Consider the following 13973-nt stretch of genomic DNA (forward strand, 5'->3'; position numbering starts at 1 on the left):
CCTTTCTTCATGCAACCAGCTTCCTGTGCATCCGACTCAGATACCGCCAGCGGATCAGCAGAAAATAGAGAACTTGAATACCGAAGAATACGCCATAAATCATCAAACCATTCGTCAGCATAGAGGTTCCCGTCAAGCTCGCCATGTTGATAAAAGCAATCGCGCTATGCGCCATGCCCAGCAGGAACGGCAGGAAGAACATAACCGTCAGCTGCCGCGTAACCAATCGTCCAAGCTCCTTCGGACTCAGTCCCAGCTTGCTAGTCATGCCAAGCTGCTTCTCATCCCGCTCCACATCCGCATACAGCCGGAAGTAGATGAAGCTAGCCGCAAAGGTGAAAAACACGACGCCGACCAATACACTAATGATAAGCAAAATGCCGTTAAGCTGCCGCTCATGATAATGGTCCATCGAAAGTGCTGAAAATCGGCCGGTTCCCGCAAAGTTAGCCTCCAAATCAGACTGAAGTTCTCTCGCGAGCTCCAGCGTTTCTTGCCATTCCGGCAAGACGTAATACATGACGGAGGCGGCAGCTGCGCCTTCCTGCTTCAGCCGGGCAACCAGTTGATCAGGCAGCACGATGACATCGTTTGATTGCGCGATAATGGCATCGCCCACTCGTTCCTTCAGCTTTGGCTGACCGCCGTTGTCTCCCAACACTTGTGCTGCGGCTTGCATCACCGATTCATTCTCAAACTTGCCGCTAAACCGGGCAACAATACCAGAGGAGATAAGCAGCTCATCCGCTTCCAGCTCATGCGTCTTGAATCCTCTAATGCCGGCAAGCTCGTTGAATTGAGACAATGACACGACGGAATATTCGCTGTTCTCCGCAGTTACAAGCTCAAGCTTCGATCTCTTAAACGAATATCCCTCTCCCCGTAATTCTTCATCGATACGGCCGACCGCTTCATCGGCACGTCCGTCATGCTCCGAATGATACCAATAGGTGAACGCATACGGATATTGCTTCTCCGTTCGCCCCGGATCGCTTATGGATAAGCAGGCGCCAATCCCGGAGAAGGCGGCTGCCATAACCGTCGCCACCATGAAGAACATGACGGCATTATCTTTGACCCGGTAGGCCATGTCCGTGAACGACATCAGATTAATGCCGCGGAACAATAAGGACTTGCGCCGTTTGAGCGCCCGCAGTACATAGACGTTAAGCTGTGTGAATAAGAAATACGTGCCCAGCACCACACAGCCGATAGCCAAGGCAAGCAGCCACATGAAAAATGCCGACTTGTTGACAAAATAGAACACCATGCCGTACCCCGCCGCAATAAGCGCGATGGCAAGCAGCGACAGCCAGATCGACGCCTTCGGCTCCGGCTTCGGCTTTTCATCCCCCTTGATTAGCTCTAAGGCGCTGTTCTGCCGGCCTATACGTATCGTCAGGATCGATACAACAAGGAACAACAGGGCGAAGGCACCCGCTGTCATCCATACGGCTTGCAGCGGAAGATAGAAGCGCAGACCTTCCTCCAACACAAGCAGCCGGGAGCTGGCCAAAAGGATCAGCTTTGTAAATAAAAGTCCTACACCGATCCCGCAGCCGATAGCCGCCAGTCCGATCAGCATATTCTCGGCAAAGGTCAGCTTCATCCGCTGCTTCTCCGTCATGCCCAGCACAAGTAATATCCCGAATTCCTTCTTGCGGGCCTTCAAGAACGCGCCTGTAGAATAAAGCAAGAACAGGAACGAAAAGATAAAGATAAAATATTGCGAAACTTTAAGTCCCATGGTTGCCAAATACGAGGCTGTCGCGCTGCTAGAGGTAAGCTGGCCTTGCAGGTCGGGATGATAGAGCAGCACGGCATAGATAAAAAACGCCATGACGGAAAATGCGCTGCTTAGAAAATGGGCGGCATACGTCCGTTTTTTGCGGACAACATTCCTATACGCGAACTGTCGGAAATTCATGTCCATTCCCTCCAAGCAGCGACAATACATTCAGTATCTTTTGATAAAAGGCGTTCCGGTTGTCACCGTAGTGAATCTCGGTATAGGTTCGGCCATCCTTAATAAAGACGACGCGATCGCAATAGCTGGCTGCCATCGCATCATGGGTGACGAGGAGCATCGTTGCGCCTTCGCCCTTGTTCATCGCCGACATTAGCTCCATCACATCGCGGGCCGACTTGGAATCCAGATTGCCCGTCGGTTCATCAGCCAGCACAAGCTTCGGCTGATGAATCAGCGCTCTTGCAATTGCGGTACGCTGCGCCTGGCCTCCCGAAATTTCATAGGTTCGCTTGTTCAGAATGCCTGCGATGCCCAGCTTCTCGGCAATCCGCTCCGCTCTTTGCAGCATATCGCTTACCTTAGTCCGATCCAGCGTAAGCGGAAGGACGATGTTCTCCATGACCGTCATCGTATCCAGCAGATTAAAGGCTTGGAAGACGAATCCCAGCTCCCGCCTGCGGAATCTCGCCAGCCCCTCCGGCAGCAAACGGAACGGGTCCGTGCCGTTCAGCAGCACCTGTCCGGAGGTAGGCCGGTCAATGGTGGAGACGACATTGAGCAGCGTCGTCTTGCCGCTGCCCGACGGTCCCATAATGCCGACGAACTCTCCTTTGGCTACGGTTAACTCAATATCATTCAGCGCCCGGTATGGCACATTGCCGGGATAAATCTTGTTCATGCCCTTCACTTCCAATACGTCCATCGCGATCCACTCCTACTCTCTTGTATAACTTAAGTGTAGCCAGAATCGCGTCCGGAGCCTATGAACAACTCCTTCACCTACCTTACAATATTGCAAGGTTGCGTGACTTGCCGGGCGGTTGCCTGCCGAAAATAACAAAAAACGGATTCCTCCTGGAATCCGCCAAATCTTGTTCTGCTACGGGAAAATCAGCCGCATGACCGTTCCTTCGCCGACTCGGGATTCCACATCCAGGCGATATCCCATTCGATCCATGGCCGACTTTACCAAATATAATCCCATCCCGGTCGATTCCTTCAAGCTCCTGCCGTTCTCTCCGGTGAAATAAGGCTGGAAGATACGCTTAAGATCCGATTGCGGAATGCCCGCGCCCTGATCCCGAACCTCCACCACCGTGCCCCCTTCGTCGCGGTAGGCGGCAATCGTCACACCGCTGCCGCTCCCCGGCTCCGAGTAGTTGACCGCATTGGTGAGAAGCTGCTCCAGAATAAAGGAAAGCCACTTCCGGTCTGCATGAACAACCAGCTCCTCGTCCGCCTCCAGCCGGGGGAATACGCCGCTGCGGATAAAGAGTCTGCGGTTCTGCAGAATGACATCATTCGCCCATTCGCGAAGCGGAATGCGTTCCACTGCAAAGTCCTGCTCGAAGGTATCCAGACGGGACATATAGAGCACCGTCTCCAGCCCTTTCCGCAGCCGATCTGTCTCTTCCCTCATGCTTGCGCCACGCTCACTGTCGTCCTCCTGAAGCATCAGCTCCAGTACGGATAACGGCGTTTTCATCTGATGCACCCAGCGGTTGATGAAGGTAACATGACTCTCCCGATTGCGCTCTGCCTCCAGACGCAATTGATCGTAATTCTTGTACTGCTCAGCCAGCAGCTCCCGCATGGCCGCCGGCAAAGGCGCCGAGCCGGTTACGCTTGCCGTCTCTTCGACCGGCTGCTCATGCCGGCCTAGCATCTTGTAGAAGCTGCCGTGGCTGGCGTAGCGATAGACCAAGTAGGCGCCGAATAAGCAAAGTCCCAGCACCGCCGCATATACCGCCACCTTCCAGCTCCGATAGCCGTCCAGATAGAAGACGGCCGTCACAACACCGAGCTGCAATATGACGATGAGGATGAGCGGGCTATGCTCTCTTAGAAACAGCCGCATTACTTGGCATCCCCCAGCCAACTCGGATTGAGCCGGTAGCCGGTGCCGCGCACCGTCTCCAGGGCATCTTGAATACCGAGGTCGGACAGCTTCTTGCGCAGGCGCGTTACGTTGACGCTAAGCGCATTGTCGTCCACATACGCATAATCATCCCACAGCTTCTCCAGCAGCGTCTCCCGTCCGACGAGCTTGCCGAAGCTCAGCAGCAGCGCTTCCATCAGCACGGTTTCCTTTTTGGTCAACTCGACCGATCGGCTGCCAAGCCGCAGCTCCATCTTCTCCAGATGCAGCGCCAGACCCTCGCGCTCTATGACACGCTCCTCCGTCGAGGCGGCATAGTCGCCATAAGCGCGTCTGAGCTGGCTGCGAATCTTGGCCATCACCACTTCATAGTGGAACGGCTTGGTCATATAATCGTCGCCGCCGTTCTCAATCGCCATGACCTGATCCATCTCCCCGCTTCTCGCAGAGAGGAAAATAATCGGACACGTAGACACGGTTCGAATCTGTCTGCACCAATAATACCCGTCGAAGCTGGGCAAATTAATATCCATCAATACGAGATGCGGCTTAAGGCTCTGGAATTGCTGCAGAATCTGCCCGAAATCCTTGGCGACAACAGCCCTATGTCCGTATCGCTCGATATGCGACCCTAGCAGCTCTGCAATTTTCATATCGTCCTCGACGATGAGAATGGTATAGCTCATAGCTTCCTCCTCCAGCAGCCTGGGTAGCTTCGGGCCGCTCCAACACTAGCTTTTTTCGATCTTGCGAAGCCGCGCATCCGGCGTAAAAAACAGTTTTTGATAGAGCATGCTTAGAATCATGCTCGTCATTGCGGCAGAACCGGTATGCGAGAACAGAATCAGCAGCTGATACCGTACCGCCTCCACCGGATCGGCTCCTGCGATGATCATCCCCGTCATCATGCCGGGCAGCTGCACCAAACCTACCGTCTTCAAGCTGTCGATCGTCGGAATCATGCTGAACTTGACCGCACGCTTCATCGGACCTTGCATCGACTGCGTGCTGCTGGCTCCAAGCGACAGCAGCGTCTCGATCTCTCCCCGCGAAGCTTCAACCTCGCGCTTGATCGATGTTGTGAACAGGCCAGCGACAATCATCGCATTGCCGATCGTCATTCCGCTGAGCGGAATGATGTATTGCGGAGTCGGCTCAATCAGATTCAGCCCAATCAGGAACAGCATCATGAAAGCTTCCATAGCCGCAATCGTTAGTGCAATCCGCCAGAAGACACCCCTCAGGCCTGCTCCGCGTCTTGACGCATTCCAGGTTGCCACCGCAGTCATGACGACAATAATCAGAATAATAATAGCCATATGATCCGTCTTGAACACATATTGCAGCACATAGCCAATCGCCAGCAATTGAACGGCTGCCCGTATGCTTCCGATTGCAATGCTTTTCTCAAGATCAAGCCTCTTCCAGAAGGATACGAACATCGTAATAAACACAAAGACGAGTGTACAGCTTAGCGCCAGCAGCGTCATCGCTCTCTCACGCTCCCTATAACCTCATTCTCCGCCGAATCGATGTAATGATCTCGGTTGCCATCCTCCGTTAAACGACCGTCCTCCAGCGTCCACATCCTGGAAGCCACCCTGACTGCCTGATCGGCTTGATGCGTCACCCAGATTAGCGCCGTTCCTTCTTCGCGATGCCAGTCCATCAAAACATCTTCCACTAATCTGGCACTAATGGAATCCAGGGAGGCGGTAACCTCATCCAGAAGCAGCACAGAAGGGCGAAGCAAGAGTGAACGAACAAGCGCCAGCCGCTGCTTCTCGCCCCCGGACAGGTCTTCCGCCGGCCCCTTCATGGGAAGATGGGCAAGCCCGCTTCGCTCTATCAGCCGCTCGGCAAGCGATTGCTCGTATTCCGTCCCATGAAGCCGGCTTACCGTACGCAAATTATCCTCGACACTGCCCGGCAGCATAACGGCGTGCTGTGCGACGTAACAAACCTGGCTCCTCCACTTCGCTGGTTCCATACTGCTGCAAGAGGCGCCGCGTTTATACATCTCTCCCTCATCCGCCGAATCGAGACAAGCCAATATCCGCAGCATCGTGCTCTTGCCTTGCCCCGAAGCGCCCATAATGGCGATGCTTTCCGGCTCCCGGATTATAGCATTTATATGATTCAGCAATACCCGTTCCCCAGTGCTCTCATAGGCCGAGGGAATTCGCTTGCTTAAGCCTCTTATTTCAAATAATGCGCTCAAATCTCTCATCTCCTGCTGCTATATTATCACAGGTAGGCTGCGGAACACATCAACCCGGATAGAGACTTCGCAACTCGCATATTTTCTAGCATTTATATAGATATGCACTTAAAATCTGTAGAAGCCATGCCAAACAGCCCTTTGCCGGATCTCATCCGCAAAGGGCTGTTTCATGCTTCCTTATTCTCGCTTCAGGATTCTCTCTCGGTTAATACACTTCGAATTCGGATACTTGCGCTGCCGGCCATGCGCTGTTCGACGTAATTGTCACTCTAATGTAACGGGTGTCCGCCGGCGTATCCAATACAATCTCTATCTCATTGCCCGTCTTCGGATCATACGTATATGGCGCCGAAGGCACTAATGTTGTGAACGTGGTACCGTCTGCGCTGCCCAGCGCTTCAATATCCTGTGTCCGGGACTCCCACGCATCCTGCGGCGGCAGTCTCAGCTTGATCTTGCCGACAGCATGCTCTTCGCCCAGATCCACCGTTAAGGATTGCGGGAATTTCTTCGCCGTGCTCTCCCAATAAGTGAACGGGTCGCCGTCAACGGTCAGCTTCGGATCGAATGCTTCCGCCGTAATCGACGTGCCGCTTACCGTCTTGCCAAGCGCGAAATTAATTTCCGCCTTCACTTTCGGGAATACCTCCGATGCTTGGCTGGCTTCCTTCGAGCCCATTAACTCGACATACCCGACTTTCTGTTCTTTAATCAACGCGATGAAATCGAAGATGGCATAATCGCCTTCCTCTTTCACAGGCAGATCAGCGATCCGGGTCCCGTTCGCCTCATAGGCAATGGCGGAGACATGCGGCCACTTGTCGCCTTTCTTCACCTTCAGCGTCGTATCGGAGCCGATCGGCTGATAGATTCGAATGGCATCCTTGCCCCGCATCTCAACCAGATCATGCTCGCCCTCGTCGAGATCAAGTCCGTTGTATCTTGTATAATTGCCCGCCCTGACGCTGCCGTCCTTCGCCTGCACATCGAAGCCGCCAACAGCAAGCGTCGTATGCTCATCCAGTACGTATGCGTCCGTCTTGCTCCAATTGGCCGTCACTTGATGCGTGCCGAAGTCGGTACGGGTTGCCGTATCTGTCAGTTGCTCATAATTTCGGACGAGCTGATCAGCATAGCCGGCAAGCACATGCTTCTGGAAGACGCCGATCGCATCGATCCATGGGCTGGTAACCCCGTTGTAGAAGTCGGCACTCAGGTTATAGCCCATCGCCAAATTCCAGCGCAGCATATCCTGATCGTCGGTCATCGTCTCCCCGGCGAGATTATGATGATAGAACATGACCTTGTCTCTCATCAGCATGCCCGACAGCGGGTAATATTCCGTATAAGGCGCGGTGTTTTTGCGGTAGCCGAGAATATCCCAGAGATAAGTCGATCCCATGAACCCAATGGAATCGTCCGCCAGCACATCAGTGCCGTCCTCGATATACATGCGATGGTTCAGCGCCTCAAAGTAATCGCGCACACCCTTGAAATAAGCCGTGGACGGGTCGGTCCCTTCCGGAATCGTCTTGTTGAACACGTAAGGCGAGTTGCGGATGCCCCATTGATCCTCGAATATGCCATCGAAACCGGCATCCTCAATCAGCTTGCGATGTTCTTCCGCTGTCCGCTCGCGGAAGAACGGATGGCCTGTATGGGCGACATAGCCGCTATGCGGACCGTAGTCCTCCTTCGTCACGGTGCCGTTCTCCTTCTCGACCATAATGTCGGCGAGCGTCGTCCCTTCCGGCAGACGATCCAGCGTCGGCGAGCTTACGCCCCACCAGCTCATATTCGTATATGGAACGACAATATTGCCTCTATCTTTCGCATTCTTCACGAATTGCTGGAACTTCGCGTTACCGCCCCACTTCGTATCGGGAGGAATAAAGTCCGGATAATTCTCGTCATGGCCTCCGGTCTGGAAGCCGACCAGATGAATCATGCCATTGTAATTCATCTTGTCGATAAATCCGGTCGTCAGATTGTCCCAATTCGCATCCTTGATCGCGGATATATCGGTCTTGTACAGCGGTAGCTCGAAGTACTTGGCCGCATCGTCGCCAAGCTTATCCTGAAGCGAACGGTACTCGCCAATCCCGTTCAGCTCCCGGTAGCTGGCAATAGAAGCTGTATAGTCGCCGCCAATCTCCAGCACGACGGTCGGACTGCTCCACTTCTGGCCGGCTTCTACCCATGTCCGGTAATTGTGTACAAACGAGGTTTTGCCGGAATCGTTGATCTGATGCTTGTAGCCGATCTCCGTCAGCAGCGTCGTCTCGTCGCCCAGATCGTACATGGCCAGATTGCCCGCATTCGTGCGCATCGCCAGATACGAAGCGAACATGACGCCCGGATACTGGTCGGAGAAGGAATTGCTCTCCTGGAAGAAGGCATTCTTCAGCTTGGCGCCAGGCAGCATCGGCAGAATCGCATCCTGCACGCCGCCTTGGTCGATTTTCAGCTCGTAAGGGAAGCGGAACGACTTCACCTTCTGACTCGTCTTGTTCGCAAGCGCTGCCGTCATATAGATCCGGTCGTCATCCCCGAACCGAACATCGATGTCTACCTCCAGCGGACCGCTGTAATGCATCTGCATCTCGCCTTCACGCTTCTTCCATTCATAAGTGAAGGATTCTGCGCTTGAGCTTTGCACAGACGTATCATCGCCCAGAATCGCCCACCACAGCGTCTGGTTGCCGGCGGACAGCTGCTCCGAAGCTCCCTGCTGCTTCACATAAGCAATACCGCCGTTGTCCTTATAAAAAGCCATTTCGTACTGCTTGTTGCTCACAATGAGCAAGCCTTCCTCTTCATTCAGTAGCATCTTTGCCTTACCTCCGCCGCTCAGCAAGCCTGAGAAGAATAGAATGCAGACAATCGCGACTACAATGACAATGCCTATCCATAACGCTAGCCATCTTGAATTAAACGCCAGCTTCGACATGTAACCACCACCCGATTCCTATGCTAAGCCCCCCCTCGATTAATCCAAGGAGAAGTAGAACGGGGCTGCCCCCGTAGATGCAGGCATCTACCCTGGGACAACCCCGCATGGTCTTAATTAAGGTTGGATTGTATCGTAGAATTTCTCTTGCATGAACTTTGCTGTATTGTCTAGCTGGGTTTTCATATCTACGCCCTTCTTCGAGAATACTTCCTGGATAACATTCGTCATCGCGCCGTAGAAGTCTTGCGTATTGTATGGCGATTCAGCCTTGCCGTCATCCATCAGTTTCATCGTTTCTTCACCGTATTGGTACACGTTGTCGTACTTGTTGAACAGAGCCGTTACTTTCGCGCCGTACTCAGCATCAGGCTTGAAGTATTGATAGACAGCCGGTACGTAGAATTTGTTTTCCTTCTGACGGTCTTGGATGTTTCTTTCCAGCGACTCCAAACCTTTGTCGGAGAAGTAGTCGAATGTTGCATAGTAGAATGCGATGGCTTGCTCGTCTTTGCTAGCGTTCGGGTTGATAACCAGGAAGTCGCCGCCCAGAACGCCATAATGCTTGCCGCCTTTTTCGTATGCAGGGATCGGGTACACCAGAATGTCATTCGGCGTCATGCCGCCTTGGTTAAGCGCCTGGTCAACCGGACCGTCCGGACCTGCGATAACCATTGCCGTTCTGCCTTGTGCGAACGCGCCTACCGCATCGCCCCAGCCAAGCGCCCAGTCCTGAGGAATAGCGTTCGCTTCCCACTTCAGCTTGTCATAATACTGGAGTGCTTTCATGCCGGCGTCTGAGTTGAACGTTGCCGTTACTTTGTCGCCTTCTACCTTAATGATGTCGCCGCCAGCCGTGAACAGGAAGTTGGTCCAGTTCCAGCCGGATTCGTTCCCCTTGCCCATCGGTGCGATACCAGAGATGCCGGCATTCGGATCGGAGGCTGCTTTTGCCGTATTCAACATGTCATCCCAAGTCCAGTTGAACGCAGGAATCGCAATGCTTTTGTCTTCCAGCATTTTTTTGTTAACCGTTACGCCCGTCGGATAGCCGCGTTGAGCGATGCCGTATACTTTTCCGTTAACTGTGAACAGGTCTTGCAGAACCGGGTTCATTTGATCCTTGTACGGGTAAGCGTTGAACAGGTCGGTAATATCTGCCGCCCAGCCCTTCTCCGCCAGGAACTTGCCCTCGGAAGCGTACGTGTTGAACAGCGTTGGCGCTTCGTTCGCCCCCATCTTGATGCCGATTTCGTTCGGGTTGTACTGCCAGTCGCTCTTAATGACTTCTACGTTCGGGAACACTTCGTTGAAGCGTCTGATCTTGTCATCTTCCAGCGCGCGGTCTTCTACGCGATCAGGAGTCGGGTAATAGATACTGATGGATACTTTCTTCTGGGTGATATCGTCCTCGGCTGGAGGAGCACTGTTCGTATCCGAAGGAGTGCTGCTCGGGCTCGGGCTTGGCGATGTATTGCCGCCATTGCTCTTCCCGCATGCCGCCAGGATGAGGGTGAAGGCCAGAACTACCGTAATCATCATCGAAATCTTGCGCATTTGAAAATCCCCTTTTCCTCTCAAATTTAGCTTACACGCTCATCATAATGTAGGCGCATTCATTAGGGCGATGTGTATTCCTATTCGGATCATGTGCAGATTTACGTTCTGTCAAAATCACACACATCATGACAATTAATCAGTTTTCAACCTTTAACCCCGCCAAGGTAAAGCCCTCTTAATATAAACTTCTGGAAGAAGAGGAATATAATGATTGGCGGAATCATGACAATAGTCAGGATCGCAAATCGAATATTCAGATCCAGTCGACGGGCGTTCAAGACAAAGTCCCGAATGGCCGCAGACAGCGGCTTGTTCTCTTGACTCAAGATAAAGCTTGGCCAGAACCAGTCGTTCCAGGCGGTCGCGAACACGAAGATCGAGAGCGTCGCGAAGATCGGAATAGACAGCGGGAACGCAATCTGGAAGAACCCTCTAATCTCCGAAGCCCCGTCAATCCGGGCCGACTCGAAGATCTCCACATGGATACCGTCCATAAAGGTCTTCAGCAAGAGCAGGAAAAACGCATTGGCACCTGCCGGCAGCCAGATCGCCGCGAATGAGCCCATCAGGCCGAGATCCTTCAGGTTGATAAAGTTCGGAATCATATACGTCGTCGCCGGGATGAACAGCGTCATCAGGAAGTAGTAATAGATGGCCGACTTCAGCGGAACCTGCATTTTCGACAGCGCATAAGCCGCAAGGCCAAGCACCATAACGGTGACGACCATATTACCGACAAAAATCATCATCGTGTTTTTGAAGTACATCGGAAGATCCATATAGTTCCATGCCTTGATATAGTTCTCGAAATGCCATTCCTTCGGGAAGAAGGTCGGCGGGAACGAGTTGACCTCGGTATTGGCCTTGAGGCCGTTCAGCATGGAGATCAGAATCGGATACACCATACAGCACATCATGATGACCACGAGCAGGTTCATCAGATAGTACATCCAGCGGGTGCCAGGCTTCTTCAAGTCATAGTTGGATATAATGGTGCGTTCTTGCGCCTTCATGATTTAACTCCCCCTCTGTTGTTGATCCGGTATTGAACGATCGCAAGTATGCTCAGCGCGAAGAACATAAGCACACCGAGGGCGGAGGCGACGCCGTAATCCTGTCTTACAAATGCATATCTTACAATGAGGAGGGCGTAGGTCAGCGTGGCATTGTTCGGTCCGCCTTCCAGCATCGCATATTGGGTCTGGAAGCCTTGCGACGTAGCGATCAATTGCAGCATGAGCAGCAGCATAATCTGGTTGCGGATCGCCGGCAGCGTAATATACCGGATGCGATGCCATATGCCTGCGCCGTCAATCTCAGCTGCCTCGTACCAATCACGAGGCACCGCGAGTATCGCAGCGAGATAGATCAGCATCGCGGAGCCGAAGCTTTGCCACGTCTCCATGATGACGATAGAAGCCATCGACCAGGCCCGGTCAACCATAAAGTTGATCTGATTCAGACCGATGCTCTTCAGAACGGCGTTGATCGGGCCAACTGGGTCATACAGCCATCTCCATACGCCGTACAATACGACGAATGGAACGACATACGGCAAGTAAGCCGCTACCCTGGCGAATCCCTGGAATTTGCGCATCTCCGAGATCGCCAGCGCGAACAGGATCGGTACCCAGAACCCGATCGCGAGCGCGAGCCCCATATAATAGAGCGTATTTCTCACGGACGTCATAACATCCCGATCCGCGAAGATGGTCTTGTAATTGTCGAAGCCGATGAAGGTGTTGCCTTTGACAAAATCGACGTCGTAGAAGCTGTTCAACACCCCTTTAAAGATCGGAAGCCACAGAAAGAGCGTGAAGGTGACAATAGCCGGCAAGATGAAGATAAATCCCCATATATACCGTTTGTACCTTCCTGGTCGCTGCGTCTGCGGCTTTGTCTTGCTGATTGGAACAGCCGTTGTTTGCTCCATTGCGTGGTCCCTCATTCCTTTAGTTAATCTACTATTTATTGTAGATAAAGAGGGTATCCCAGAACATGTGCATATCTATTCGGATGATAGGCAATCTTACTTTTTCATCTCGCTTGGGCTGATTCCAAAATATTTTTTGAAAATTTTGCTAAAATGCTCCGGTGATTCGTAGCCGACTTGCTCCGAGATTTCATAGCGGCGCAGGTCAGTAGTAAGGATGAGCCGCTTGCTCTCCTCCATTCTCAGCTTAATGACGTATTCCCATAGATTGTAGCCTGTTTTTTTCTTGAACAAATAGCTTAAGTAGTTGGGGCTGACGTGGTTTTTTTGCGCAATTTCATTCAAGGTGAGCCCCTTCTGGGCATAGTTCTGATGAATGTACTTGCTGGAGCGCTCCACGATCATATTATTTTGCGCGGCAATCTCATCCTCCGTCGGTTCCTCCGCGGTCTGCACACCCCACTTGAAATCGCCGTAATAGAACACATAATGATCCTTGTATTCACGGCTCCACTGAATCGCCTTGTCCGCTTGCGCATGCACCTCGCCCAGAAATTCGCTGCCCTTCAGGATCTGGCTGATGCCGACGACGCAATGGAAACCCAGAAACTTATGGACGTTGAAGTGCAGGCTTCGACCGATCATCTCCAACTGATTGACCTTGTCAACGCTGGAGTCGCCATAACGCGCCTCATTCCATTGAATGACGATGCAGATCGCCTGATCCGGCGAATAGAAGGACTGGTGATCCCATTCCGCGTCCAGCAGTTCATTGGATATATTAAGCGCCGCATATTGAAGCAACAGCTCGTCTCTCTCCTGTAGCGCACGGCTGTCGGAAGCAAAATCCAGCTTCATTTTTACAACTGCATAATAAGGCCCTTTGAGGTTCGTCTCGTATTGCTTTCTCAGCTCTTCGACAACAGCCTCGCGGTCATGCGTGTCCGCAGCCAACATGCGGTTCATCAACGCTGTACGGCCCGGCAGCGGCTCCTCCATATGAAAGTGCTCTCTGAGGTCCGACATCAGCTCATCCTGGTCGCGCACCGTCTTATCCATATGAAGCAGCACATGGCGAACCGAGCTCATGAACTGTTCGCTATTGAGCGGCTTGATCAAATAATCCCGGGCTCCAAGCCGGATCGCAAGCTGAGCATACTGGAAGGTCTCATGAGCGGATATGACGATGACCTGCACCCATGGCTTGATAATTTTCGCCTGCTGCATGAGCTCGATGCCGCTCATTGAACCCATTTGAATATCGGTAACGAGCAAATCTATATTTTCCATGCGCAAATAATCCAGCGCTTCATAGCCGCTATGTGCATTGTAGATATGGCTGATATTTATGCCGGATGAGGATAAAAGCGCGGTCAATCCTTCGCAAATAAGCGGCTCGTCATCCACAATCAGAATGTTGTACATCGTCTTCCTCCCTTTCCTGCACGAGCTATATGG

Annotated in this window: 11 protein-coding genes; all 11 read right to left on the reverse strand. The window is 52.6% G+C overall.

Translation table 11 applies throughout. From position 1 onward, the window contains the following. Positions 1 to 7 precede the first annotated feature (7 nt). The 11 genes from ACFVSO_RS19600 to ACFVSO_RS19650 all read right to left on the reverse strand — a co-directional run bounded on the left by ACFVSO_RS19600 (position 8) and on the right by ACFVSO_RS19650 (position 13940). The gene (locus ACFVSO_RS19600) at positions 8 to 1927 is read right to left on the reverse strand and encodes an FtsX-like permease family protein (RefSeq protein WP_387476667.1); all 1920 of its coding nucleotides are present in this window, start codon (positions 1925 to 1927) and stop codon (positions 8 to 10) included. Continuing rightward, a complete protein-coding gene (locus tag ACFVSO_RS19605; protein ID WP_387476669.1) occupies positions 1902 to 2672 on the reverse strand; it encodes an ABC transporter ATP-binding protein in 771 nt (256 codons plus the stop codon). Before ACFVSO_RS19605 ends, ACFVSO_RS19600 begins: the two co-directional genes overlap by 26 nt. A gap of 177 nt (positions 2673 to 2849) precedes the next feature. Beyond that, positions 2850 to 3827, reverse strand: a complete 978-nt coding sequence (locus ACFVSO_RS19610) for a sensor histidine kinase (RefSeq protein WP_387476671.1) — start codon at positions 3825 to 3827, stop codon at positions 2850 to 2852. Continuing rightward, on the reverse strand, positions 3827 to 4534 hold the full coding sequence (locus tag ACFVSO_RS19615) for a response regulator (RefSeq protein ID WP_387476673.1): 708 nt from the start codon (positions 4532 to 4534) through the stop codon (positions 3827 to 3829). The genes ACFVSO_RS19610 and ACFVSO_RS19615 overlap by 1 nt, the downstream gene beginning before the upstream one ends. 45 nt (positions 4535 to 4579) lie before the next feature. Further along, positions 4580 to 5338, reverse strand: coding sequence for an ABC transporter permease (locus ACFVSO_RS19620; protein ID WP_387476675.1), 759 nt, complete (start codon positions 5336 to 5338; stop codon positions 4580 to 4582). Then, on the reverse strand, positions 5335 to 6069 hold the full coding sequence (locus ACFVSO_RS19625) for an ABC transporter ATP-binding protein (protein ID WP_387476677.1): 735 nt from the start codon (positions 6067 to 6069) through the stop codon (positions 5335 to 5337). The genes ACFVSO_RS19620 and ACFVSO_RS19625 overlap by 4 nt, the downstream gene beginning before the upstream one ends. Before the next feature lie 208 nt (positions 6070 to 6277). Then, positions 6278 to 9022, reverse strand: coding sequence for a discoidin domain-containing protein (locus tag ACFVSO_RS19630; RefSeq protein WP_387476679.1), 2745 nt, complete (start codon positions 9020 to 9022; stop codon positions 6278 to 6280). Between the two features lie 117 nt (positions 9023 to 9139). Beyond that, positions 9140 to 10579, reverse strand: coding sequence for an ABC transporter substrate-binding protein (locus ACFVSO_RS19635; RefSeq protein WP_387476681.1), 1440 nt, complete (start codon positions 10577 to 10579; stop codon positions 9140 to 9142). A 146-nt stretch (positions 10580 to 10725) separates the two neighbouring features. Beyond that, the gene (locus ACFVSO_RS19640; protein ID WP_387476683.1) at positions 10726 to 11595 is read right to left on the reverse strand and encodes a carbohydrate ABC transporter permease; all 870 of its coding nucleotides are present in this window, start codon (positions 11593 to 11595) and stop codon (positions 10726 to 10728) included. Continuing rightward, complete coding sequence (locus ACFVSO_RS19645) at positions 11592 to 12515, reverse strand: carbohydrate ABC transporter permease (RefSeq protein WP_387476685.1); 924 nt, start codon at positions 12513 to 12515, stop codon at positions 11592 to 11594. The genes ACFVSO_RS19640 and ACFVSO_RS19645 overlap by 4 nt, the downstream gene beginning before the upstream one ends. Positions 12516 to 12611: 96 nt before the next feature. Then, on the reverse strand, positions 12612 to 13940 hold the full coding sequence (locus tag ACFVSO_RS19650) for a response regulator (protein ID WP_387476687.1): 1329 nt from the start codon (positions 13938 to 13940) through the stop codon (positions 12612 to 12614). Positions 13941 to 13973: the final 33 nt, after the last annotated feature.

Origin of the sequence: Paenibacillus sp. NPDC057967, from assembly GCF_042887015.1 — a bacterium.
In the GTDB taxonomy this organism is placed as follows: Bacteria; Bacillota; Bacilli; order Paenibacillales; family Paenibacillaceae; genus Pristimantibacillus.

Excerpts from the sequence above, each read along its gene's own strand:
- ACFVSO_RS19615 (WP_387476673.1), bottom strand. The coding sequence starts at position 4,534 with ATGAGCTATACCATTCTCATCGTCGAGGACGATATGAAAATTGCAGAG.
- ACFVSO_RS19640 (WP_387476683.1), bottom strand. The coding sequence starts at position 11,595 with ATGAAGGCGCAAGAACGCACCATTATATCCAACTATGACTTGAAGAAG.
- ACFVSO_RS19605 (WP_387476669.1), bottom strand. The coding sequence starts at position 2,672 with ATGGACGTATTGGAAGTGAAGGGCATGAACAAGATTTATCCCGGCAAT.
- ACFVSO_RS19610 (WP_387476671.1), bottom strand. The coding sequence starts at position 3,827 with ATGCGGCTGTTTCTAAGAGAGCATAGCCCGCTCATCCTCATCGTCATA.
- ACFVSO_RS19600 (WP_387476667.1), bottom strand. The coding sequence starts at position 1,927 with ATGAATTTCCGACAGTTCGCGTATAGGAATGTTGTCCGCAAAAAACGG.
- ACFVSO_RS19620 (WP_387476675.1), bottom strand. The coding sequence starts at position 5,338 with ATGACGCTGCTGGCGCTAAGCTGTACACTCGTCTTTGTGTTTATTACG.
- ACFVSO_RS19650 (WP_387476687.1), bottom strand. The coding sequence starts at position 13,940 with ATGTACAACATTCTGATTGTGGATGACGAGCCGCTTATTTGCGAAGGA.
- ACFVSO_RS19630 (WP_387476679.1), bottom strand. The coding sequence starts at position 9,022 with ATGTCGAAGCTGGCGTTTAATTCAAGATGGCTAGCGTTATGGATAGGC.
- ACFVSO_RS19635 (WP_387476681.1), bottom strand. The coding sequence starts at position 10,579 with ATGCGCAAGATTTCGATGATGATTACGGTAGTTCTGGCCTTCACCCTC.
- ACFVSO_RS19645 (WP_387476685.1), bottom strand. The coding sequence starts at position 12,515 with ATGGAGCAAACAACGGCTGTTCCAATCAGCAAGACAAAGCCGCAGACG.